The organism is Pseudoalteromonas sp. SR45-6 (assembly GCF_014163545.1).
GTDB classification, from domain to species: Bacteria; Pseudomonadota; Gammaproteobacteria; order Enterobacterales; family Alteromonadaceae; genus Pseudoalteromonas; species Pseudoalteromonas rhizosphaerae.
This window is the reverse complement of record NZ_JACJDM010000022.1, coordinates 18342-42353: the sequence shown is the minus strand read 5'-3', so window position 1 is coordinate 42353 and position 24012 is coordinate 18342. Positions and strand designations below refer to the sequence as shown.

The 24012-nt window shown below is 40.2% G+C and carries 26 protein-coding genes; 13 read left to right on the top strand and 13 right to left on the bottom strand.

Translation table 11 applies throughout. The features are described 5' to 3' along the window. Window positions 1-247 precede the first annotated feature (247 nt). The 3 genes from H5158_RS11280 to H5158_RS11270 all read right to left on the bottom strand — a co-directional run bounded on the left by H5158_RS11280 (window position 248) and on the right by H5158_RS11270 (window position 1516). Window positions 248-460 carry a helix-turn-helix transcriptional regulator gene (locus H5158_RS11280; RefSeq protein WP_149982957.1) on the bottom strand — a complete coding sequence of 71 codons (213 nt, stop codon included), beginning with the start codon at window positions 458-460 and terminating at the stop codon, window positions 248-250. 1 nt (window position 461) lies between these two features. Beyond that, complete coding sequence (locus H5158_RS11275; protein ID WP_149982956.1) at window positions 462-890, bottom strand: hypothetical protein; 429 nt, start codon at window positions 888-890, stop codon at window positions 462-464. A 119-nt stretch (window positions 891-1009) separates the two neighbouring features. Then, window positions 1010-1516, bottom strand: a complete 507-nt coding sequence (locus H5158_RS11270) for an NYN domain-containing protein (protein WP_179959226.1) — start codon at window positions 1514-1516, stop codon at window positions 1010-1012. A gap of 154 nt (window positions 1517-1670) precedes the next feature. Here H5158_RS11270 and H5158_RS11265 point away from each other — a divergent pair, with 154 nt between their 5' ends. Both H5158_RS11265 and H5158_RS11260 read left to right on the top strand, forming a co-directional pair. After that, window positions 1671-2300, top strand: coding sequence for a hypothetical protein (locus H5158_RS11265; RefSeq protein ID WP_145242329.1), 630 nt, complete (start codon window positions 1671-1673; stop codon window positions 2298-2300). Continuing rightward, the gene (locus H5158_RS11260; RefSeq protein ID WP_145242331.1) at window positions 2297-3043 is read left to right on the top strand and encodes a DUF3307 domain-containing protein; all 747 of its coding nucleotides are present in this window, start codon (window positions 2297-2299) and stop codon (window positions 3041-3043) included. Before H5158_RS11265 ends, H5158_RS11260 begins: the two co-directional genes overlap by 4 nt. Window positions 3044-3099: 56 nt before the next feature. On the opposite strand, the gene H5158_RS11255 is transcribed toward H5158_RS11260, so the two are convergent. Together H5158_RS11255 and H5158_RS11250 are read right to left on the bottom strand one after the other, a co-directional pair. Next, complete coding sequence (locus H5158_RS11255) at window positions 3100-4503, bottom strand: DEAD/DEAH box helicase (RefSeq protein WP_182740044.1); 1404 nt, start codon at window positions 4501-4503, stop codon at window positions 3100-3102. A gap of 209 nt (window positions 4504-4712) precedes the next feature. Further along, complete coding sequence (locus tag H5158_RS11250; RefSeq protein WP_145242335.1) at window positions 4713-5552, bottom strand: isopenicillin N synthase family oxygenase; 840 nt, start codon at window positions 5550-5552, stop codon at window positions 4713-4715. A gap of 254 nt (window positions 5553-5806) precedes the next feature. On the opposite strand from H5158_RS11250, the gene H5158_RS11245 reads away from it, so the two are divergent. Next, window positions 5807-7009, top strand: a complete 1203-nt coding sequence (locus H5158_RS11245) for a bifunctional alpha/beta hydrolase/OsmC family protein (RefSeq protein WP_182740043.1) — start codon at window positions 5807-5809, stop codon at window positions 7007-7009. Window positions 7010-7072: 63 nt separating this feature from the next. Here the strand turns inward: H5158_RS11245 and H5158_RS11240 are convergent, their stop codons facing one another. Both H5158_RS11240 and H5158_RS11235 read right to left on the bottom strand, forming a co-directional pair. Then, window positions 7073-9061 carry a DUF2207 domain-containing protein gene (locus H5158_RS11240; protein WP_182740042.1) on the bottom strand — a complete coding sequence of 663 codons (1989 nt, stop codon included), beginning with the start codon at window positions 9059-9061 and terminating at the stop codon, window positions 7073-7075. Between the two features lie 46 nt (window positions 9062-9107). Beyond that, complete coding sequence (locus H5158_RS11235; RefSeq protein ID WP_182740041.1) at window positions 9108-9845, bottom strand: alpha/beta hydrolase; 738 nt, start codon at window positions 9843-9845, stop codon at window positions 9108-9110. A gap of 176 nt (window positions 9846-10021) precedes the next feature. On the opposite strand from H5158_RS11235, the gene H5158_RS11230 reads away from it, so the two are divergent. After that, on the top strand, window positions 10022-10345 hold the full coding sequence (locus tag H5158_RS11230) for a hypothetical protein (protein ID WP_145242342.1): 324 nt from the start codon (window positions 10022-10024) through the stop codon (window positions 10343-10345). Window positions 10346-10376: 31 nt separating this feature from the next. Here the strand turns inward: H5158_RS11230 and H5158_RS11225 are convergent, their stop codons facing one another. The 3 genes from H5158_RS11225 to aspS form a co-directional block, all read right to left on the bottom strand. Continuing rightward, window positions 10377-10967, bottom strand: a complete 591-nt coding sequence (locus tag H5158_RS11225) for a pentapeptide repeat-containing protein (RefSeq protein WP_182740040.1) — start codon at window positions 10965-10967, stop codon at window positions 10377-10379. Next, window positions 10960-11193: a hypothetical protein gene (locus tag H5158_RS11220; RefSeq protein WP_182740039.1), complete on the bottom strand. Its 234-nt coding sequence runs from the start codon at window positions 11191-11193 to the stop codon at window positions 10960-10962. Before H5158_RS11220 ends, H5158_RS11225 begins: the two co-directional genes overlap by 8 nt. A 113-nt stretch (window positions 11194-11306) precedes the next feature. Beyond that, window positions 11307-13085, bottom strand: coding sequence for an aspartate--tRNA ligase (gene aspS, locus H5158_RS11215; protein ID WP_145242380.1), 1779 nt, complete (start codon window positions 13083-13085; stop codon window positions 11307-11309). A gap of 203 nt (window positions 13086-13288) precedes the next feature. On the opposite strand from aspS, the gene H5158_RS11210 reads away from it, so the two are divergent. Together H5158_RS11210 and H5158_RS11205 are read left to right on the top strand one after the other, a co-directional pair. After that, window positions 13289-14137 (top strand): DUF72 domain-containing protein, encoded by an 849-nt coding sequence (locus H5158_RS11210; RefSeq protein ID WP_149982947.1) that lies wholly within the window; start codon window positions 13289-13291, stop codon window positions 14135-14137. Between the two features lie 38 nt (window positions 14138-14175). Further along, the gene (locus H5158_RS11205) at window positions 14176-14673 is read left to right on the top strand and encodes a M48 family metallopeptidase (protein ID WP_149982946.1); all 498 of its coding nucleotides are present in this window, start codon (window positions 14176-14178) and stop codon (window positions 14671-14673) included. Between the two features lie 48 nt (window positions 14674-14721). Here the strand turns inward: H5158_RS11205 and H5158_RS11200 are convergent, their stop codons facing one another. Next, window positions 14722-15615: a LysR family transcriptional regulator gene (locus H5158_RS11200; protein ID WP_145242350.1), complete on the bottom strand. Its 894-nt coding sequence runs from the start codon at window positions 15613-15615 to the stop codon at window positions 14722-14724. A gap of 122 nt (window positions 15616-15737) precedes the next feature. On the opposite strand from H5158_RS11200, the gene H5158_RS11195 reads away from it, so the two are divergent. Next, window positions 15738-16994 carry an adenylosuccinate synthase gene (locus H5158_RS11195; protein ID WP_182740038.1) on the top strand — a complete coding sequence of 419 codons (1257 nt, stop codon included), beginning with the start codon at window positions 15738-15740 and terminating at the stop codon, window positions 16992-16994. Window positions 16995-17156: 162 nt separating this feature from the next. On the opposite strand, the gene H5158_RS11190 is transcribed toward H5158_RS11195, so the two are convergent. Continuing rightward, on the bottom strand, window positions 17157-17609 hold the full coding sequence (locus H5158_RS11190; protein ID WP_182740037.1) for an Lrp/AsnC family transcriptional regulator: 453 nt from the start codon (window positions 17607-17609) through the stop codon (window positions 17157-17159). Between the two features lie 107 nt (window positions 17610-17716). Between H5158_RS11190 and rarD the strand changes: the two genes are divergently transcribed. Next, window positions 17717-18616 (top strand): EamA family transporter RarD, encoded by a 900-nt coding sequence (gene rarD, locus H5158_RS11185; RefSeq protein ID WP_182717959.1) that lies wholly within the window; start codon window positions 17717-17719, stop codon window positions 18614-18616. Window positions 18617-18750: 134 nt separating this feature from the next. On the opposite strand, the gene H5158_RS11180 is transcribed toward rarD, so the two are convergent. After that, window positions 18751-19440: a DUF3334 family protein gene (locus tag H5158_RS11180; protein WP_145242354.1), complete on the bottom strand. Its 690-nt coding sequence runs from the start codon at window positions 19438-19440 to the stop codon at window positions 18751-18753. Window positions 19441-19555: 115 nt separating this feature from the next. Here H5158_RS11180 and cmoA point away from each other — a divergent pair, with 115 nt between their 5' ends. The 5 genes from cmoA to H5158_RS11155 all read left to right on the top strand — a co-directional run bounded on the left by cmoA (window position 19556) and on the right by H5158_RS11155 (window position 23921). Further along, window positions 19556-20281 carry a carboxy-S-adenosyl-L-methionine synthase CmoA gene (gene cmoA, locus H5158_RS11175; protein ID WP_145242356.1) on the top strand — a complete coding sequence of 242 codons (726 nt, stop codon included), beginning with the start codon at window positions 19556-19558 and terminating at the stop codon, window positions 20279-20281. 20 nt (window positions 20282-20301) lie between these two features. Beyond that, window positions 20302-21270, top strand: a complete 969-nt coding sequence (gene cmoB / locus H5158_RS11170; RefSeq protein WP_182717957.1) for a tRNA 5-methoxyuridine(34)/uridine 5-oxyacetic acid(34) synthase CmoB — start codon at window positions 20302-20304, stop codon at window positions 21268-21270. A gap of 200 nt (window positions 21271-21470) precedes the next feature. Next, entirely contained in the window at window positions 21471-22523 is a 1053-nt protein-coding gene (purM, locus tag H5158_RS11165; RefSeq protein WP_145242360.1) for a phosphoribosylformylglycinamidine cyclo-ligase, read from the top strand. Continuing rightward, window positions 22523-23170, top strand: a complete 648-nt coding sequence (purN, locus tag H5158_RS11160; protein WP_145242362.1) for a phosphoribosylglycinamide formyltransferase — start codon at window positions 22523-22525, stop codon at window positions 23168-23170. The genes purM and purN overlap by 1 nt, the downstream gene beginning before the upstream one ends. Further along, on the top strand, window positions 23124-23921 hold the full coding sequence (locus tag H5158_RS11155; protein WP_404699423.1) for a DUF3108 domain-containing protein: 798 nt from the start codon (window positions 23124-23126) through the stop codon (window positions 23919-23921). The genes purN and H5158_RS11155 overlap by 47 nt, the downstream gene beginning before the upstream one ends. Window positions 23922-24012: the final 91 nt, after the last annotated feature.

Below are 24012 nucleotides of genomic sequence, written 5' to 3'. Positions count from 1 at the left end.
TTTATAAAAAATCTCACATATCCCACATTTATCTCTAATTAACTGAATTAAATAAATAATTAATATCAATTAAATTAGTGTCGACTATCTTTTAACGTAATAATAAGGTTTAAAAATGACATTATTACCTAAAAAAAACAAAAATGGTGATTTATAACACTATTTTCATAACTTAAATGGCCAAAAAACATAAATAAAAATGCAGAATATGCATCCAGCTTACCAAAAATAATAATTTAGTAAAGATTCACTGTCGATATTGGAATATTTTTTCTAGTGGTAGATTAAAAACAATCGCGATCTTAAAAGCGACCTCCAGCGACGGTGAATACCTTGCCGCTTCAATTGCGGCAATTGTTTGACGCGTCACCCCAACGACTTCAGCTAATTGCTGCTGCGTCATTTCATTATGCTGAAACCGTAATGCACGGATCGTGTTAGTAATCGCTAATTTTGCCATTCTAACCTCTATATAATAGCCAAGCTTCGGCCCCAGCGCCGATTATCTCGCTCACCAACGCTGCGATTACTAACTGGTGAACCGGACTAATTGCAAACCCAAAATGTGGGTCAATCAGCATTGCAAACACCGCGTTCACAACGCCTAATTGTAAAATAAGTAGTGCAACACTTTTTGCTTTTAAGGCAATAGCCTGTTCGCGTTCATCTTTCGCTTGATCCGCATATTTAGTATTAAATATCGCTAAGATAATGTGCATCACAATAAGCATTACAACGGTTTGTATCGTAAGTGATATCAACAAGCCACTTGCTAATAACGGATCCATCTGAGCTTCTGGCGTCATTGATAATACTGACTGCAAGTAATTAAACAACACAACCATCGTTATGCACATCTCAAGTAACCGCGATTTTTGTGTATAACTCATATCACCCCCTTATAATAATAAATTTGATGTTAAGTATACTTAACATTAATGACTATAAGAGTGGGCTCACATCATGTCAAATATTTTTAACATGATGTTATGTTTTTAATACATTAGTTTCAAAGTAACAGGGAATCATCAATGCAAAAAAACTGTGCCGCACTTTGTTTTAATGCATCAGCCGTCAGTCTATCAGCGCCATAGACGTCACACGGTACATTATAATGATGCTGTAAATGACCCAGTAATAAGGCAAAATCCCCGTCGCCGGAGAGTAAAATAACTTTGTCGAGGTTTTTACCTTGTTCTAGCATGTCGATGGTGATGCCGACGTCCCAATCGCCTTTTGCGCTGCCATCTTTACGCTGAATAAATGGTTTTAGCTTTACCTCAAAACCAATCGCACGAAGAATATTTTGAAATTGAGATTGCTTTTCGTCCCCGCGATAAATTGCATATGCAATCGCGCAGTCTATATCATAGTCATCACTGATTTTTGCCCAAAAGGCATTGTAATCAAAGTTTTTTCGGTAGCTCTCTCGACAGGTGTAATAAATATTTTGGACATCGACAAAAATCCCCACTCTCGGCTTTTTCGCCGTTGTACTATGTATTTCTTGACTCATGCGTTATCCCTTTTAAATTAATCACGCTACTGTAGCATACCCTGATTAATTTCAAGCCCTTGCATTTAGCTTTCAAGTAACCTAAATTAGTTACATTGAAGCATGTAACCAAAATTGGTTACTTTTCTTTATGTAACTTAAATCAAGGACATTTATGATTGCGGTGATCAGCGGTGATGTGATCAAATCACAACATATTCCAAAGCACGACTACGATGCGATGCTCTACCAGCTCGACCAAAGTTTGCGAGCAATTACTCAACGCCATCTAGGACAAAGTATTATTTATCGAGGCGATGCTTTTCAGGTGCAAATAAATCAACCACCCCAAGTATGCCGTGTCGCAGTGCTGCTTTACTTACATCTTAAAGCCACCGGCTATGAAATTCGCCAAAGCCTTGCCATTGGTGAAATAGATAATGCTAGAGCCGATATTAAAACAGCAACAGGCTCTGCATTTACATTATCGGGGCGCGGTCTTGACGAAATCCATAACCAACGCTTTACTCTTAGCAGTATTGATGAACTCAAAAATGATGGCTTAACCCTTAATCTAGCTTTTATTGACGTGCTCCTGAGCAAAATGACACACAAACAAGCGAATGCCTTATATGTCTATTTAACCGCAGAAAACAATCAACATAGTGAACTTGCTAAACAATTAAAAACCAGTCGTGAGAATGTGACCAAGTTACTTAATCTTGCACATTATCAGTTGATCGAGCGTTTTTTAGACTATGCAGAGCAGGCCATTGCTAATGCCGTGATAGGAGTAAAAAAATGAGTTTTATGTTGTTATTAGTTGCATTATTTATCGGTCATATTATAGCTGATTTTTATTGGCAGCCAATGAGTTGGGTTAATAACCGTAATACACGTCACTTTCGTGCTAAAAAACTGTACTTGCATGTGCTAGTGCACGGTCTAACTACGGCAGCAATTGTCAGCTGGTGGGAGTTTAGTTTTGGCTGGCAAGAGCTCTCGCGTATCGGTATTGCCACAGCTATTGTTATCGTGACCCACTACTTAATTGATTTAGCAAAATCATATTCAAACAAAGGAGTTGTGCCATTTATCATTGATCAACTTGCTCATCTTGTCGTGATACTACTACTGACTGTGTGGTTGAGCGACAACAGTGAATTTATTACCAGCATTTGGCAATGGCTGATAACCCCCACTACATTATGGGTGCTATGTGGCTATTTACTGGTATTGAGTCCCAGTGCTGTGTTCATTCGTATGATGTTAGAGCGTCTCACTACCGGGTTTAGCTCCACAGGAAGTTTACCAGCAGCGGGGCAAAGTATTGGCATGCTTGAGCGAGTATTAATGCTTACATTTATTTTGCTAGATCAGTTGGCTGGCGTTGGCTTTTTATTAGCAGCAAAATCGGTATTTCGCTTTGGCGACTTACGTGCCAGTAAAGATAAAAAACTCACCGAATATGTTATGCTCGGTACACTTTTAAGTGTCACCGTCACCTTATTTATTGGCTTAGCAGTTAATTATCTTAAAGCATTATAGAAATAAAAAGCATAAAAAAACGCGCCAGCTTAGGCGCGTTTTTTATCAAAATATTATTACGTGTTACTCACGCCATCATTACCAGAGCGACGACGTTGACCACTGCCACCAACAGATTGACGCTTAGCCCATGGGTTTTGTGTTTGCTCACCAGCGGCTTTAGCAGCAGGTTTTTTACCTGAGCCACCACGGCGTGGGCCGATGCCATTACCGCCGTTATTATTTGGCTTTTTGCTATCAGACTTAGGTTTAGAAAAAGGCTGACCCGCTTTTTTAGGCTTTTTAGGTTTGATAGGTCGTGCATCAAGCTCTCTTTCAGGCACTCCTTTTGTTGGCTCAAAACCAGCTTCTTTTGCACGTGGGATCAATTCACCGATAAAACGTTCAATACCGTATAAGTCATCAGCATCTTCCGGTGTTACAAATGAAATTGCGTCGCCAGATGCACCCGCACGGCCGGTACGACCAATACGATGCACATAATCTTCATACACATTAGGCAAATCATAGTTAACTACATGTGGCAGTTCAACAATGTCTAAACCACGGGCAACAATATCCGTTGCCACAAGTACGCGTACTTCGCCACTTTTAAAGCCTTCAAGCGCTTTAACACGCGCGCCTTGAGATTTATTACCATGAATTGCAGCGCCAACAATATCATCGCGCTCTAACTGCTTTACTAAACGGTTTGCACCATGTTTAGTGCGGCTAAATACCAACACTTGTTGCCAATCATTAGTACGAATTAAATGACTTAACAAGGCGGTTTTACGTGCTTTATCTACCGCATAAACGCATTGGGTAACACTTTTTGCCGTGGTATTTTTTGCAGCGACTGAAATTTCGACCGGATCATTAATAAGCCCTTTCGCAAGCGCTCTAATATCGTCTGAGAACGTCGCTGAGAACATCAAGTTTTGACGTTTAGCCGGTAACTTGCTGATGATACGTTTAATGTCATGAATAAAGCCCATATCAAGCATACGGTCAGCTTCATCAAGCACCAACACTTCGAGGTTATCGAACTTCAAGGCATTTTGGTTATGCAAATCCATTAAACGACCCGGAGTAGCAACTAAAATATCTACGCCTTTGCGTAAACGCATCATTTGCGGATTAATTTTAACACCACCGTACACAACAAAAGAACTGATATTAGAATGCTTAGCATACTCTTCAACGTTCTCGCTTACTTGTAATGCCAGCTCACGGGTTGGGGTTAAAATTAAAGCACGAACTTGGTTAACCTTGGCTTTTTGGCCTGTTGATAAGCGCTCAATTAACGGTAAAGTGAAACCCGCTGTTTTACCTGTACCAGTTTGCGCTGCAGCCATAACATCACGACCTTCAATGATCGCTGGAATGGCTTGAGCCTGAATTGGTGTTGGCGTTTCATAGCCCTTTTCTAAAACCGCATTAACTAAAGACTGTGATAAACCTAACCCATCAAAACTCATATTTTCTCTCAATAATTTTAAGGCCCAATCGGCCAATGGCGCATTATACCGATCGTACGCAATAATGCATGGTATATTCACGTTTGAAATAGCGTCAGCCAAATTTAACTAGCCACATCACACTATAACTCACTAAAAAAACACAACCTTAAAAAACAAAAAAGCGGCACTGTGGCCGCTGTTGAAAAGCTATCATCACTTGAGTGATGCTATTTAACACCTAACTCACGCAGACGCTCTTGTAAGTAACTGTCAGCAGTATAACGCGCTGATAACACCACATCTGGACGCGGGTGCAAAAATAACGGCAAAGAAATACGTGACTTAGATGACGCTTTGCCAGTAGGGTTAATAACACGGTGAATAGTCGACGGGAAATAACCACCTGACGCTTCTTGCAACATGTCGCCAATGTTAATAATTAAACTGCCAAAATCGCATGGCACATCTAACCAACCGCCATCTGTTTTTTGTACTTGCAAGCCTGGCTCATTTGAAGCAGGTAATACCGTTAATAAATTAATATCACCATGTGCAGCAGCACGAATAGCGCCAGGTTCTTCATCACCTGTCATCGGCGGGTAATGTAATATACGTAATAATGTTTGCTCTGAATCAGCAATCATATCTTTTAAATCGATTGAAAACTTAGCACGCACATCCGCTGGTGCTTCAGCTTGCACCCAGCTTAACAATGTCGCAGCAAACTCATTGGCTAAACGATAATATTCGCGAATATCTGCTTCTAACTGCGCTGGTACACGGCCTTTTGGATAAACATGAAAATATTCTTTAATATCTTTAACTGTAAAGCCTTTTGCAACTTCTGATACCGAAGGCGGAAAGTAGCCATCTTGAGTGTCTTTAGAGAATAAGAATTCATGTTTTTGTTCAGAATTAAAAAAATCCTGCCAATTTTTATAAATTGATTCAACAAGAGACTGTGGAATTGGGTGGTTTTTTAATACACCAAAGCCCGTATTTCTAAGAGACTCAACAAATTGAGCGGCCGCATCGCTCGCTTTATAATCAACGGTAGGTAATTGCATGTTCGTATCCAATGAATTAAGTTGTTAAAAGCCTTTGCTAATCATAGCAGTTGCTCCATTGTAGCGCTTCGCGAGCATAATAAAACGGGCAAAAAAACATAAGGACTTATGTCCTCTTTAGCTGGGTGAGCGTTTATTACTTGATGCAAATCAAAATGTTGCTATTGTGGATAAAACGCCAAAACAACTGTAATTATAAACGCACTTTAATGGTCTATTCTTCACTAACCTCTTTCATTAAGCAAAGGTAACCTATGCGCCAAAAAATTTCGTTCAAAAGTGGTGATTTAACACTCGCCGGTCAGCTTGAAACACCCGCCAGTGATATTAAATTTTATGCCTTGTTTGCCCATTGTTTTACCTGTGGTAAAGATATAGCCGCAGCAAGTCGAATTAGCCGAGCACTCACTCAACAAGGTATTGCGGTATTACGCTTTGATTTTACTGGCCTTGGTAATAGCGACGGTGATTTTGCCAACAGTAATTTCTCATCAAATATCCAAGATTTAATTGCCGCGGCAGATCACTTACGTGAACACTTTAAAGCGCCACAATTATTAATCGGTCATAGTTTAGGGGGCGCAGCGGTACTAGCAGCTGCCGAACACATTGCTGAAGTACAAGCCATTACCACCATAGGCGCACCATCAGATGCGCAACATGTAGCGCATAACTTTGCCGCTCATCTTGATGAAATTAATAGCAAGGGCGAAGCCAAGGTAAATTTAGCAGGGCGAGAATTTACCATTAAAAAACAGTTTGTGGACGACATTGCCAATTACGACCACAGCCATATCAGTAAATTAAAACGTGCTTTATTAGTTATGCACTCCCCTATTGATGCCACAGTAAATATCTCTGAAGCTGAAAAGATTTACGCCGCGGCTAAACATCCAAAAAGCTTTATTAGTCTGGATAACGCCGACCACTTACTCACTAACAAAGACGATGCTGACTACGCAGCAGACGTTATAGCATCATGGGCAAAACGTTATGTGGATTTTGATAAAAACCAGTACAGTGCCAAACTTAGCAGCGGCAATGTATTAGTTGAAGAGAAAGATCATGTCTTTACTCAGCATGTAAGTACCAAGGATCATACTTGGCTGGCTGATGAACCACTAAGTGTTGGCGGTAATAATTTAGGCCCAGACCCTTATCATCACTTACTTGCTGGACTTGGTGCATGCACCGCAATGACTTTACGTATGTATGCAAGTCGTAAAAACTTGCCACTTGAACACGTAAAGATAGAACTGGACCACAGCCGTGATTATCACGCCGATTGCGATAACTGCGAGCAAACCGACAAACTCGAAGCCATCACCCGTAAAATCACCTTAGTAGGCGATTTGAGTGACGCTCAGCGCCAGCGCCTATTAGAAATTGCCGACAAATGCCCTGTGCATAAAACCCTGCATAACAACCCACTGATTGTAAGTGAGCTGGTTGATTAACAACAAACTTCCCGCTTAGGCATTTGATTTATACACCTGAAATTTGGTATTTTTATCATTTGCCTACCAACCACCTCCGCCACCTCCACCTCCTCCTCCGCCAGAAAAACCGCCACTACTGGAGAAGCCTGAACTCGACATAGAGGATGAAACACTTGAGTTTCCCAAAGCTGAATAACTCATTCCATCTACACAATTAAGAAATTCTGTCTGGTCAGAAAAACCACCTGAAAACCACATCGGTGTATATCTATAAGGATTGAGAGATTCTGAAATTTTCTTCTTTTTACGTCTTTTTTGTTTTCTAAATTGTCCTCTTTTAAACCTAAGAACATTATCAAATCGAGCACACCATTCATCATGCAAATCCAGCGAAATTGCATACGGTAAAAATTTCTCATATTCAGTTTCAGTGAGCAAGAGATCGTCTTCAGGCAGTTTTTTAGCGGATATATATTTTCGTATTTGCATTGAACTTACCAGTAATGGCTTCCCGTATTGGGAGGGGCCGCGATTTAAAGATAATGCAGTTATACTAAGTAACAATAAAAAAGCCATCGAGATCGACAACAAGGGTACAAAACTACAAAGAAGCCACATCCAAGGAAGCCAAGTAATACATATAAGTAAGCACTTTTTTTCCCACTGTGGCTCAACATTCTCATCAGTGTCCTCAAAAATACTTTCGTAAATAGCCAACCATATAATGCACACGGGAGCAGTCATAAGAATAACAAGCGGCCCCCACAGAATATCAGTCCAATCTGAAACGCCAAATATCAATTGCAAGCTAACAAATACCGACGACAGAGCAACAGTAAAAAGTGTGTATTTAATATTCCACGTAAAAATACTTGTCGCTTTTAAGTCTTTGCTAATCGCACTAGAAAAAAGTTTAAAGAGTTCTCGATTTTTCTTTCTATTTTCACGGCTAACTTGGTAACTCCCACCCTGTTTAATAACCCAATCGAGAATACATTGTTCATTTTTTGGTAAAGGAGTGTTTGGTAGGTTTGTCTTAAGTGATAATGTTAATGTATGGGTATAAAATGAACCTTCTTTAATACCACTATCAGAGGGGAGGTATTCATATTTTATGCCTAGATAGCCTTTAATAGCTAAGTGAGTGCTGGCAGAAGTTAAATCTCTCATTGTACTATTTGAAAAAATTGCGTGGTTTAATATGTAATTAATTATTGCAGGGCTAATTTCACTGGGCACATCAGTAATATCTGGAGTATCGACATTTTCATCTGGATATATACCAACCTTACGCCAAGACCAATAAACAAAACCACCCACCGTACCCGAAAACGTGATAAGCAAAATCCACTCTAAAAAATCCAGTAAAAATATAAAATAAAATACCGAAGGTTGATCTATTATATCTTTAGGAAGCGCGAGAACAATTGTCATCCCCTCCCCTAAACCTAAGTCTTGCGTAGCAGTAAACCTAAATTGATTTTGTACTGGATTATCAACAATATAATTATCTTCTTTCTCTGTGTAAGAGCCGGTATAGGCTTTGTACTTTAGGACGCTGGTTTGTTCTGGTAGGTTAACTACAACCATTGACTTCTCTATTGAAGTTGCCCATTGATGAGGAATGGCATTAAAATATAACTCATCATAATTTTCAAAAAACCGAATTTCATCTGATAGTTGATAAGTAATAATAAAGCTAGCAGGCCCATAATCTAACTCTTTTTTAGGATCACCTACTTTTATGATTGCGTTGCCATTTGAAATGGTTGCTTGATAAGGTATTGATGTATTATTTAACTGAGCACTTAGCATCTTGAAGCCAGCTAAATATTCACCACCATAACGGCCCTCAAGTAATAATGGGATTCGTCTATAAATACCATGCTTGAATATATAACCACCGGCCGTTATATCAAACTGCTCAGTGACTATTAGATTGCCATTGGGTTTTACATCAATTGTTACATGTAATCCAGCTGTTGAATCAGCCTCCCTTGCTTCTGCATAAGAAGGCATCAACATAATTAAAAGTAAAAAAATTATGCTTCCTTGCAAAAAATATTTCATTGTTAGTTTGATCCTTTTAAACAACACTTATCTTTTCATTAGATGCTTAATATAATAAAAACTCTTTTATATTTTTTTTCATTTCATTTATTAAATCAGCAGGCCCACCATCATACATATCATTATGGCGTGAGTTCTCTATCGAAATCTGCGTAACCGGATACTGTGCTAATTCATCTTCATTGAGTAATACCTGATTATCCGCAGGGTAATCACTGCCACGTAACGTTAAAACCCGAATGTTTTTATTGCGAGGTAACAACATACGCCGATGATCAAGCGTGATAATTTGACTCACTTGCTTGGGATAAATCGCCGCGTAAAGCGCAGCTATATCACCGCCATTAGAATGACCAAATAACGTTAACCGCGTAAAATCATACTCTGGGTAGCGAGAGCTCAACTCGGTCACTAAAAATTTTAGAGTGACCACACCACGATGCCAGTTTTCCATACGAGTGGCCATATAAGGTGGCGTGCGGTTGAGCGCAGGATCGCTGTCTAATTCATGGGCTACAGCAATGGTTAAATAGCCCTTAGCTGTAAATATATCAGCCGCAAACTGATAGTCAGTATGCGCAATACCATATCCGGCATTAATAAATACCACAGGGCATTTTGTTTGTTGGCTACAATGCTCGTTATATGCTGGTAATGAAATACTGATCGGGATCGCGCGGTCACGCGCTTTATCAACAATCATTTCGCTGTTTGTTGCGGAACTGGCGACGGCACTGACTATGAGAAAAAAGAAGCTCACAAGGTACTTAAAAGGTAGTGGCATTAATTTGCTCGACTTATTTTATTTAAATTATAAAGTACTTTAAGCTTTTGAATATTAATTGCAATAAAACGAGGTACCTAAAACAGCAGAAGAGTTTTAAAGAAAAAAATAATTATTATAAATTTATGCGATAATAGTCGTATTGTCCTAACGTCTATTTAGAAAAGAACCTATCCATGAAATCATACAACAGCATCGAACAGCGTATCGATATTTTACAAAGCAGAATTGAAGCGTATCAAGATGAAATCGAAACGCTAGAAACAGAGCCAAAAAATAATAACGAGCGTATTATTTTCAAATTTATCGAAACAGGCAGCACCGGCAAGACTAAAGATTTTGTGCGTGAATTAGGCATAAAATCACCACGCGATAGTTTGTATTCATCAGGTGATGTATCAAAACTCATCAAAGATGGCGCCAGTGATATTTCCCCTGCATTACTTGAAATTGCCCGCGCACTTGCCAGCGCACGAAATAAAAATGGCCCTGCCTGCTAATTAAGCAATTAGATTAGCCGTGTCATAACGGCTAATCCACCAGCTCGATATCTAGACCGCTGAGTAAGTTTAACGCTGCAAAGCGCTCAAACTTAGCCCGACTGACATTATTATTTTTAATATCAATATTAAAATACATCGCACCGACAAAGTTTACTTTACTCAAGTTTGTTTGCTGAAACAGACTATCTCTAAAATCAGTGTTACTAAAATCACTGGTAGCTAAATTAGCCTGTCTAAAATCAACATCTTTGGCAAAACAGTCAGTCATGATCAAGCCTTTTAACTGTAACTCATAAAACGAGCTATGACTAAGTTGGCAATTTTTAAAATTCACCGATGAAGTAAGTGCCAATTGTGGCCAATTTACCTGCGCCCATTGAATACTGTTGAGCTTACAATCAACAAAGCTGACTTCTTCTAACGAACTATAACCCCAATTTAAATCGCTTAAATTACAGTTAATAAATTCGCACTCAATAAAACGACAATTACTAAATTGACTATGACTAAAATCACATTCAATAAACTGGCACTGTTCAAATTCAATGTCACTAAAGTGCTGCGTGCTGGCAACACATTTTGAAAATTGCTGATCGAAATAATCGAACTCTTTAAACACTCGAATGCTTAACCTCTAAATCGTTTTTCAAAGCAAGAACTGCGATATAGATCAACCCAAAAATAGGAATAATCGCTAATAGCCCACCAATTACAGTAACAATAACCGGTGTTGTTGTTTTTCTTTTACCAAGGCGATAACTTATCCACGTAAAAAATGGGATGCATACTATAACTATAAATACCAAAGCCAAAAACCCACCAAGCAAAGTCGCACTAATATTCATTTACTATCCTTAATATATTTTTATTAAACGATTTTGATTACACCATAAAAAAACCCTTAAGCCTACACTTAAGGGTTTTAAATCAATTGCAAGATTAAGTGCTAATTCATCACTTATTCTGCTGATTTTTCAGCTTTTTCAACAACACTAATAGCAAGCTCTGTAAGCGAATCTGCATTTGCTTTACTTGGTGCGTTAGTTAACAAACACGACGCTTGGGTAGTTTTAGGGAAAGCAATCACGTCACGAATATTATCAGTACCACACAGCAACATTGCTAAACGGTCTAAACCGAACGCTAAACCAGCATGTGGTGGCGTACCGTATTTTAACGCTTCAAGTAAGAAACCAAACTTGTCTTGCTGCTCTTGTGCATCAATACCTAGGATTCTAAACGCTGCTTCTTGCATATCTGTATTATGAATACGTACCGAACCACCACCTACTTCGTAGCCATTTAGTACCATATCGTATGCATCTGAAATAGCCGCTGCTGGGTTTGCTTCAAGTTCGCTTGCATTTACATCTTTTGGTGCTGTAAATGGGTGATGAACAGCATGCAATGTACCTTCGTCGTCTTCTTCAAACATTGGGAAGTCAACAACCCAAAGTGGAGCCCAGCTATTTAGATTAGTGATCTCTAAATCAAGGCCAATCTTAATACGTAGCGCGCCCATAGCTTCGTTTACTGTGTTGCGTTTATCAGCACCGAATAAAATGATGTCGCCAGTTTGTGCGTTAGTGCGTGCAAGAAGTTCGTTGATCACCTCTTCATTTAAGAACTTAGCGATTGGCGATTGCACGCCTTCAGCGCCTGCACCGCGGTCGTTTACTTTCATCCACGCAAGCCCTTTCGCGCCATAAATACCGATGAATTTAGTGTAGTCATCTAGTTGCTTACGCGAAAGTGATGCACCGCCTGGTACTGTTAATACAGCAACACGGCCTTTTTCATCATTGGCAGGACCAGAAAAAACTTTAAACTCGACGTCTTTTACTAAATCGGCAACGTCAATTAATGTCATTGGGTTACGTAAATCTGGCTTATCAGAACCATACAGGCTCATTGCCTCAGCGTAAGGCATGATTGGGAACTCGCCTAAATCCACGTCTAGCAATTGCTGCCACATTTCGCGGATCATTTTTTCTGTGATACCACGTACCTGAGCAGAGCTCATGAACGAGGTCTCTATATCGATTTGAGTAAACTCAGGCTGACGGTCAGCACGTAAATCTTCATCACGGAAACATTTAACAATTTGGTAGTAACGGTCAAAACCCGACATCATCAACAATTGCTTGAACAACTGCGGAGACTGCGGTAATGCGTAAAAACTGCCTTTGTGAACACGGCTAGGTACTAAATAATCGCGCGCTCCTTCTGGGGTAGCTTTTGTAAGTACTGGCGTTTCGATATCTAAGAAATTATTTTCATCTAAGAAACGACGCACAAAGCTGCTAGCTTTAGCGCGTAGTTTAATACGGTCACTCATTTCTAAACGGCGAAGGTCTAAGTAACGGTATTTTAAGCGACGCTCTTCAGAGTTTACCTGATTAAAATCAAGTGGTAATGGCTCTGAACGGTTGATGATAGTAAGGCCTGTGCCTAAAATTTCAACTTCACCAGTTGCCATATCTTTGTTGATTTGGCTGTCAGGACGTGCGCGAACTACACCTTTTAATTGTACGCAAAATTCTTGACGTAATGTATTCGCGGTATCCATTAAGCCTTCAACTTCAGGATCGAATACAACTTGTACTAAACCTTCTCTATCGCGTAAATCGACAAAGATAAGTCCACCAAGGTCACGTCGTTTGTTGATCCAACCACATAGTTCAACTTCTTGATCTACGTGAGTTTTATTTAGCTGTCCGCAGTATATAGAGCGCATAGTTTTCCTGTCAGTGTAAAGACGAATAGCCGCTTCCCCTAAGAATTGCTGTTTTTGAGGGAGAATAAGCCACTATTTATAAATCATTTTAGGGGGAGCATTATACCCAAGTTACTTGAAAATGCGAGCTCGACAGCAGCTACTATGCTTTCAATTTATAGATTTGATATACTAACCAAAACACACAATCAGTTAACCGTTTTATGTTGTATTTAGGGTGTCCGCAGTGGTCAAGTACCGCGTGGAAAGGCAATTTATTATCAAGTCACTGCAAAAATGCCGATATGTTGCACGAATACGCACAGGTGTTTAATTCAGTCGAAGGCAATACCAGCTTTTATGCCGATCCTAGTGTTGAATCATTAAATCGCTGGCGTGATGCTGTCGGCAATGACTTTAAATTTACTTTTAAATTCCATCGACGCTTTAGTCATGAATTACAGCTTACTCATATCGATGACGAACTCACTGCATGGTTTAATTTATTCGAGCCAATATTGTCTCATGTTGGGCAGATCATGTTGCAGCTACCAAGTAGTTTTAGCCCCAAACAACTGCCGTTATTAGCACAGTTTATTGCCAAGCTACCGACAGGTTTAAACTACGGCGTTGAAGTTCGCCACCCCGAATTTTTTAAGAAAGGCGCAGCCGAAATTGCCTTTAATCAGCTATTAATAGCAAACAATGTCAACCGTATCTCAATGGACACCCGCGCATTATTTGCAGTTAAGCCAAACACTGAAGCACTCATCGATGCCCAACAAAAAAAGCCCCATTTACCCGTGCATGCCATTGCAACAGGCAATCAACCTATGGCCCGCTTTGTGATTGCCGATTTAGATCATGACTATAAAAGCTATTACCAACCGTGGCTTAAAAAAGTAAAACAATGGCTTGATGAGGGTAAGCACCCGTATGTATTTTTTCATACTGCAGATAACCGCCAAGCACCATTATTAGCACGCGAGTTTTGCCAAGATTTAGGTTACCAGCACCCCGTGCTAAACCCTTTCACTGGTGAAAAAGAAGCCAGTCAAGCCAGCCTTTTTTGACTCGCGTTGAAAATTAATTAACTACAAAGAAGTATTGAATGAGTGATTTTAAACGCTATTTTAGCGGCTATCCAGAGCAAATTGTAACGCAAGTAATGCAGCTTATTGAAAATGATAAACACGGCGCGTATTTAACTAAAAAATACCCAAGCTCCCATAATATTACCAGTGACAAGTCGTTATACGCATACGCCACTGAGCTTAAAAAGCGCTATTTAAAAAATGCGCCACCGTTTGGCCGCGCCGCGTTTAAAAAACAAGGCGATATGGTCACTAACGCGCTAGGTACTCATACGTATCGTATGCAAGGTAAAACCCGCAAGCACGATTTAGCCATCAACAGTGATTTACTGCGTGCACCAGAGGAATTACTCAAAGCTTTAGTAGTACACGAGCTCGCCCACTTTAAGGAAAAAGACCACAACAAAAGCTTTTACGCCCTGTGCTGCCACATGGAGCCAAGCTACCATCAACTCGAATTAGATTTACGGATTTTTTGTGTACTAGTAGCTGAAGGTAAAAACCCTTACACATAAAAATAACTGAATCAAAAAGTACATAGCCGTACAGTTAACATATAAATACTATGCAAGATGAGTACGGGAGATTTCTTCATTTACCCAATGTAGTAATTGCTTTATCGCTTTTGAAAGTACCTGATTTTGCCTCACTATATAACCTAAACTGGTAGTTGGAAATTGCGGTAATGCGGTCACTGTAGTAGTTAGATTTGCTTTACTGCGCAGGGAAAACTCTGGCACGATGGCAACGCCAAACCCCGCTTCAGCCCAATCAATTTGCGCATCGACACTGCCCACTTCCATCACCCGGTAATTTGGTAAGTTTAAAGATGGCAAGGCACTATCGAGCAAGTCTCGGGTTCGCGTATCATGGCCGAGTAAGATTAATGTTGGCGGCTCAGTCAATGTAACATTGTTATCGTTTTTGGCTTGCTGCCATAACTTTAAATGATTACCTAATGCACACCATTTTATCTGCTGTAATTGCGTAAAATGCAGCGGCTCACTTTCTTTTTGGGCAATCACAAACCCTAAATCGGCTTCAGCACTTTTAACCAATGCTGACGCTTGCGAAGACGTTGTATTGAGCAAAGTAAAGTCAATCCCAGGAAACTGGCGCTTAAAAAGCTGAAAAGGCTCAATCAACAATAAACGAGAAATTATATCACTGGCGGCAATTGTCAGTGTGCCTTGGCTGAGATCATTAATCGCATTTAAGTCAGATTGGCAAACCTGTAATTCCCATAAGGTTTTTTGTCCAGACTCTAATAGCCGTAAACCCGCTTGGGTCAAACTAAAAGGATTACGTTCTATCAGTTTAACCCGTGTCGTTTTTTCTAACTGCTTAATATGCAAGCTAACATTTGGCTGTGTCATATGCAGCGCATTGGCTGTTTTACCAAAGTGCTTTAACTCAGCCAATGTGACAAAAGTTTTTAACCAGTGAATATCTAGCATCTTTATGACCTTAATGGTGTGAAATCGATATGAAATTCTTATCAAGATAATAATTATAATTAATTTCTCTTATTTTAATAGAGCGCATACCATATTCGTTCAATCAATTTGGAGATTAAACTATGCCGTCAATTGTTGTTGTAGGTGCAAACTGGGGTGATGAAGGCAAAGGCCGTATCGTCGATTTTCTAGCTGAGAACGCATCTGCTAGCATTCGCTTTCAAGGTGGTAATAACGCCGGACATACCGTTGTGAATGACTTTGGTACGTTTAAACTACACCAATTACCAAGCGGTATTTTTAATCCTGATTGTATTGCAGTACTAGGCCCAGGCATGGTGATAAGCCCTGGCGCATTAAGCGAAGAAATAGCCGAAGTTAACGCCGCCGGTGTTGATGTAAAATTATGTATTTCTGATCGTGCAACGTTATGCTTACCATTACACGCCCTTGAAGATACCCTCGAAGAAGTGCGCTTAGGCGATGCTGCTTACGGCTCTACTCGTCAAGGAATTGCACCTGCATACGGCGACCGAGTAATGAAAAAAGGCATTTTAGTTGGCTGGTTAAATCAGCCAGACGTTTTATTAGAGCGTATTCAATTTATGCTGGATTGGAAAATGCCACAGCTAAAAGCCCTTTACCCAAGCTGTGATTTTTCACAAACAGCTGAACAAATGACTGAGTGGTTATTAGCTGTCAGCGCTCCTTGGCGTGAATTTATTTGTAATGTAACGGAGCCTTTAAAAGCACTGCAAAAGCAAGATGCCAACTTATTGTTTGAAGCGCAACTAGGCGCAGGCCGCGATTTAGTTTACGGCGAATACCCGTATACTACATCATCAAACGTGACTGCTGCCTATGCAGGAATTGGCAGCGGGCTGCCAGCTTTGCGCCCTGAGCGTGTTATCGCTGTGGCTAAATCATTTAGCTCATCTGTTGGTACAGGTACACTCGTTACCGCCATGGCAGAGCAAGACAATTTTCGTGAAAGCGCGAACGAATATGGCGCAGTGACTGGCCGCCCACGTGATATGGGTTATTTTGATGCAGTTGCCACCCGTAACGGTGTTGAATTACAAGCAGCCACTGAAATCGCTTTAACCAAAATTGATTGCCTATCTGGCATGAAAGATTTAAAAATCTGCGTTGGTTATGCAGGCGATCACAGCGAAAACCCTATTTGGCCACAAACAGCGGCTTTAACGCCAATCTATGAAAGCATGTCAGCGTGGGATGAAGATATTACCGGTTGTCGTACCTTCGACAGTCTGCCTGCTGCAGCGCAGCATTATGTAGAACGCATCGAAGCACTGATGGGAGTACCTGTAAGTATGGTGTCTGTAGGCCCTGAGCGTGAGCAAATGATTATCCGCTAAACACTCAATTGCTATAACCCAAGTGGTTTTATAAACCACTTGGGTTATACGCTAGGCAATTGCAGATTTTCATCCACTATCTGAACAAAAATATTTTGAGTCAGTTATTCAAAAATATTAATCATTCCATCATAAAATAATTGATTGTCACCACAAGTGTATTTAAAGCACATTTAAACTCGATTTAACGCGTTCTAGTACAACGGTGGTTCTAAATGATTTGATATTATCGTTCTCATGAAAAAACTTATCACAAATCTCTTGAAAGCGCTGCATATTAGGCACAACTAATATCAGTACAAAATCAGCTGCACCCGTAACATAATAGCATTGCTGCACTTCAGGACCTGAAAAACGTTGCTTTAGTAGCTCAAGCTCAGAAATATGTGTCCTGTTAACCTCCACTTCTACTAAAATAGTGATAACTTGATTTAGCTTATCTGGGTCTAAAATCGCCACATTTGATACAATATAACCACTTCCCCTGAGTTTATGGATACGGCGCTGCACCGAGGCGGTTGATAGATGTACCGCTTCAGCCAGTTTTCGAAGTGGAGTTTGGCAATCTTTCTGGACTAATTCTAAAAGCGCATAGTCATAGCGATCTAGTTTCATAATATCTCAAGGTGATAAATTTTCTCGCAAACAGTACTTTTTTAGAGCCCATTTATCAATGGTATTGAAATAAAATATACACACCTAATCTCTTCTATATACCGACTATGCAAAACTCTACTAAAACTTCATTGGGAGTTACTTTAAATATAATTTCATCAGCACTTTTTGCACTAATGTTTGCTTACACTTCACTGTTAAATGAACTTCAAGGTCAAGAAACATATGGTTGGCGAGTTTTATTTACGGTGCCATTTTTAACTGTTTTTATTCTACTAAAAGGTTACTGGCCACTAGTACTGGGCATATATACGAGGGTGCGATATGAAAAGTATTTTTGGCTAACACGGCTCCTTTCATCTTTTTTAGTTGGTGTACAATTATGGCTATTCATGTGGGCACCCGTAAATGGATATGGTTTAGCGGTTTCATTAGGCTACTTTATCATGCCAATTACTATGGTAATTATCGGACGGCTTGCTTTTCAAGAGCGTTTAACCCCGCATCAAAAAGTAGCATGTTTATTTGCTCTCATAGCTATTTTAAATCTATTAATTGTTTCTCAATCATTTTTGTGGCCGGTTTGGGTTGTATGCATAGGTTACCCTATTTATTTTTGGCTACGAAAAAAAACCAACACTAATAACATTGGTTGCACATGGGTTGATATGCTCTTGAGCCTTCCTATAGCCTGTTATTTTATCTTTGCCAATGGACAAGTTGTCACGGAGTTAACCGTAAATTTAACATTGCTTTATTTAGTAGTAGGCCTTGGGGGGATTAGTGCTCTAGCGCTTTCGTTTCAATCCCTATCTGCCCCCTATTTAAATTTAAGCCTTTTTGGTTTACTCGTTTATGTTGAGCCTGTGCTGCTATTAATAGTGGCGATTCTTTTAGGCGAGACTATCAACCAAAAGGATTGGCTTACGTACATAGCTATTTTGCTTGCGGTCGTCACATTAATTCTTGAAGGTATAAGAAAGTTACATTTAACTCATTATCGCTAACATTGCTTACTTCTTATATTGCAACGAGGTTTATCAGTAATCCCTTAAGGCCCGCACCACAAACCAAAAAGCGCAAGGTAAACTCGCGCTTTTGTTGTGTTATTTAAAGCTTAAAGTTTTAAAGCTTCGTAGCTTTATAAACCAAGTTCTGCCATAAAGTCGTCATCTAAATCACTTGCTTTAGCAGCATCATCAGCAGCTTTTTGTTTTTCTGCTTTATGCTTTGCTTCGTTTTCAATGATGTCATCTGGGTCAATAGCTTCAGCAATATCAAAATCGTGCAATTTGATAAACTCAGTTTTATCCATTGCTAATTCTAAATAAAAGATATTTTGTTTACTGGTGGTAAATGTCACGCGCCGTGCTTGCGGTCTATCCATCGTAGTATCGACCGAAATCTGTACTTGCTTGTTGATGGCCATCATCTTCGGTTGATTTTGGGTAATTGAAGTATGTAACTGCTCGCGTACCTTTGAAGTAAAATCACCAACGATTTGGTTCATCAATTCACCGAGTACATTTGATACATCGTCAGATAAATGACTGTGAGCGAGTTCTTCTTCAGGCATCCCCATATTACGCATGTAATCATGATAAATCTCCATCGCCGCTTGCGAGGTGAAATTAGTAATTACCAGTCCTGTAAATCCGCCATCAAATAATACAAAACAACCGATATCAGGACGCATACAGGTGCGGGTTATTTTTTGTACCATTGCTGAGTAGCTAATACTATTACCACTTGCCGATGACAATACACTCGTTACAGAATGACAAAGAGTTGCCAATATATCATCTGTGCTGATCACTTTACTTTTGCTCATAAACTTCTCTTTTTCTACTTGTTATTCATTATTCTAGCCAAGCTACTGAAATTATCACTGACTATCCAGCATAAAATGCTAAAATAGCCCTATTATTTTTCAAGAGACTGTTTGTGTGAACATAAAAGACAGCATTTATGCCACTGAGCAAGCGGTTAAAGACTTTAGCTTTGACCAACATGTAGTAGAAGTTTTCCCAGATATGATCCAGCGCTCAGTTCCGGGTTATGCAACCATTGTTAGTACGATGGGTAAATTGGCCGGTGAATATGCGCAAAGCAATTCAAACCTTTATGATTTGGGCTGTTCCCTTGGCGCAGTAACATTAAGCATGCGCCGTAATATCCGCACTGATAATTGCCATATTATTGCCGTTGATAATTCACAAGCCATGGTTGAGCGCTGTAAATTACATTTGCACGGCTTTCGCTCAGAAGTGCCTGTTACAGTGACGCTTGGTGATATTAATGAGCTAAATATTGAAAACGCGTCAGTGGTCGCCATGAACTTTACTTTACAGTTTATTCCACCCGCACAGCGCCAAGCCGTGCTTGAAAAAATATACGCGAATTTAAAACCCGGTGGTGTATTACTGTTAAGCGAAAAAATCAAAGGCGAGAACGAGCAATGCGATAACTTGCTAATTGACTTGCACCACGATTTTAAACGCCACAATGGTTATTCTGAATTAGAAATTAGCCAAAAACGTACCGCCATTGAGAATGTAATGCGCCCAGATACTTTAAATGCTCACCTTTCTCGACTTACCGATATTGGCTTTAGCCAAACCCAAGTGTGGTATCAATGTTTTAATTTTTGCTCACTGGTAGCAATCAAGTAACAAATATAAAGAGTAATTCAATGTCTCAATGGTTTAACCAATTTTACGCCGCAATCGCACAAAGCCCGCTAAGTCACTGGCTGGAAACGCTACCTAGCCAATTAAAACACTGGCAATTAGAGGCCAGTCACGGTGATTTACCAAAATGGCAGAAAGTGTTAAAAAACTTGCCTGAAGTGGCGACCAAACACGTCAATATTATCGACAAAGTTGAAATTGGTGCCCCTGGCGAAATGACCGACGGCGAACAAAAACAAGTTACACACTTATTAAAACGAATGATGCCATGGCGTAAAGGCCCTTTCAGCCTACACGGTATTGAAATTGATACTGAATGGCGCAGCGATTGGAAGTGGGACCGTTTATTACCGCATATTGAGCCGCTAAAAGGCCGCACGGTTTTAGACATCGGCTGTGGCTCTGGCTATCACTTATGGCGGATGCGCGGTGAAGGCGCTGAGTTTGTGGTTGGCATTGATCCGTCTGATTTATTTTTATGTCAGTTTCAAGCCATCAAACACTTTAACCCAGATGAAAACGTGCATTTATTACCGCTAGGTGTTGAAGCCCTGCCTGAGTTAAAAGCCTTTGATACGGTGTTTTCGATGGGTGTGCTTTATCATCGTCGTTCCCCTATCGACTTTTTAGCACAATTAAAAGCGCAGCTTCGCCCAGGTGGTGAATTAGTGCTTGAAACCTTAGTCATTGAAGGCGATGAAAACACAGTACTAGTGCCCACTGACCGCTATGCGAAGATGCGTAACGTGTGGTTTATTCCGAGCACGGCAGCGCTAAAACTCTGGATGGAACGTGTTGGTTTTAAAGATGTGCAAGTGAAAGACTGCGCTATTACAACGCTTGAAGAACAACGTAAATCAGATTGGATGGAAAACGAGTCCCTGATCGACTTTTTAGATCCAAACGATACTAGTAAAACCATTGAAGGTTACCCAGCGCCGTTGCGTGCAATTTTGACTGCAAAGGCTTAATACTAAAGGAACTCGGTTTTAGGTGCTAGGAACTACCTAGCACCTGCTACCTAAATCTATTGTGTCATTATACGGACAAGTGTCCTTGTCAATAATAGTAAACTCATATTTGAACTAGCCGCGCCCTTGCAATTGTTGTAAAATACGCGCGTTTCTAAGCATACACATGCAAAACCATGCAACTTTTTTGAGGAAATCCTGTGAGCGAACAAAAACAGTCTCTAAGTTATAAAGACGCGGGCGTAGATATCGATGCCGGTAACGCACTTGTTGAGCGTATTAAAGGCGTAGTTAAAAAAACCCGTCGTCCTGAAGTTATGGGCGGAATTGGTGGCTTTGGCGCACTTTGCGAAATCCCAGCTGGTTATAAGCAACCAGTACTTGTTGCAGGCACTGATGGTGTTGGTACTAAGTTACGCTTAGCTATCGACCTTAAAAAACACGATACTGTAGGTATCGATTTAGTTGCAATGTGTGTAAATGACCTTATCGTTCAAGGTGCTGAGCCATTATTTTTCCTAGATTATTATGCAACAGGCAAACTTGATGTTGATACTGCCGCAGACGTAGTAACAGGCATTGGTAAAGGCTGTGAGATCTCTGGTTGTGCATTAATTGGTGGCGAAACTGCTGAAATGCCAGGTATGTACGAAGGCGAAGATTACGACATGGCTGGTTTTTGTACTGGCGTAGTTGAAAAAGCAAATATCATCGATGGCACAAAAGTAGCTGCTGGTGATCAACTAATCGCGCTTGCATCAAGCGGCCCGCATTCAAATGGCTTCTCATTAATTCGTAAAGTACTTGAAGTATCAAATGCTGATACAAGTGCTGAATTTGAAGGTAAAACATTAGGCGAAACTCTGCTTGAACCAACACGTATTTACGTTAAACCATTACTTGAGCTGTTCAAGCAAGTAGATGTTCATGCTCTTTCGCATATTACTGGCGGCGGTTTTTGGGAAAATATCCCACGCGTATTACCAGAGTCTGCAAAAGCAGTAGTTAAAGGTGATAGCTGGCAGTGGCCTGGTATTTTCAATTGGTTACAAGAAAACGGTAACATCACCACCCACGAAATGTACCGCACATTTAACTGTGGTGTAGGTATGGTATTGGTTGTGCCAGCTGACAAACTTGAGCAAAGCTTAAGCATCTTAAAAGAGCTTGGCGAAAATGCTTGGCACCTTGGTGAGATCCATGATGCTAAAGCTGGCGAAGAGCAAGTAGAAATCCTAGGCGGCCGTGATTAATGGCCCCTGCTCGTCTAGTAGTCTTAATTTCAGGTAGTGGCTCTAATTTACAAGCCATCATTGACGCCTGTAATAACGGCGAGATAAATGCAAACATAGCGGCTGTAATTAGTAATAAAGCAGACGCTTATGGCCTTGAGCGAGCAAAGCAAGCGGGCATTGCAACAGCAGTGCTCAGCCATAAAGATTTTGACTCGCGCGAAGCCTACGATGCGCAATTAATGAACGTTATTGATTCTTTTGCACCAAATCTAGTTGTATTAGCTGGGTTTATGCGTATTCTTACTCCTAACTTAGTGCAAAAATTTAAAGGAAAAATGTTGAACATTCATCCTTCTTTGTTGCCTAAGTATCAGGGGCTGAATACCCACCAAAGAGCAATTGATGCAAAAGATGACATTCATGGCGTAAGTGTGCACTTTGTTACTGAAGAATTAGACGGTGGTCCTGTCATTCTTCAAGCCAAAGTACCCGTGCTGGCAGATGATACTGCTGACACATTAGCAAAACGCGTGCATGCACAAGAGCATATAATTTACCCTTTGGTGGTCAAGTGGTTCAGTGAACAACGACTTACTATGGAAGCAGATTATGCAGTTCTTGACAAAAAACAACTTCCTGCACACGGCGCGCACTACCCAGAATAAAAAACTAAGTGCCTTGCTATTCTGTGCGGGCACTTTATTACTTCCTACTAGTTTAATTGCTGGTGAACTTACTCAATTTGAAGCTAACTATGATATTTTGCGCAAAGGCGAAAACCATGGTCAAGGCGTCCGCACATTAAAAAAACTAGCAGATAACAGTTACCAAGTTAGCTACCACAGTGACATTGAGTGGATGATATTCTCAGATTCACGCAAAGAAACATCAAATTTTACTTTCAGCGACAAAAAAATCACGCCTGAAAGTTATAGCATGATCCGCACAGGCACAGGCCCGGATAAAGAATATACACTGCAATTTGACCACACTAAAAAACTCGTAAACAGCAGTGAAAGTAAATACCCCATTGAGTGTGAGTGGTCTGAGCAATTTCAAGACTCAATTTCATACCAAGTACAAGTGCGCGAAGAATTAAAAATGGGTAAAACCAGCTTTTCGTATCCGTTAGTTGATAAAAAAGGCAACTGCCGTGAGTATAACTTTGAGGTCGTTGGTAAAGAGACTATTTCCCTACCAATCGGTAATATCGAAGCGATCAAAGTAAAACGCTTATATGATAATGATAAACGCCAAGCGCTTGCATGGTTCGCCCCTGAAATGGATTACATGCTAGTCAGGATGTGGAAAGGCGAAAAAGGCGTAGAACAATTTGAAGTGCAACTTAACTCGTTCACGGTAACCAACCCAGTTGCATTACCTGAAGAAGTTAAAAACGAAATAACACCAGAATAAATTGCTTTCAAGATGCAAGACGAAAGGCTCAAGTGTGACGATCATAACTTGGGCTTTTCAGCTTATAACCACATTAATTAAGTTCAAACGT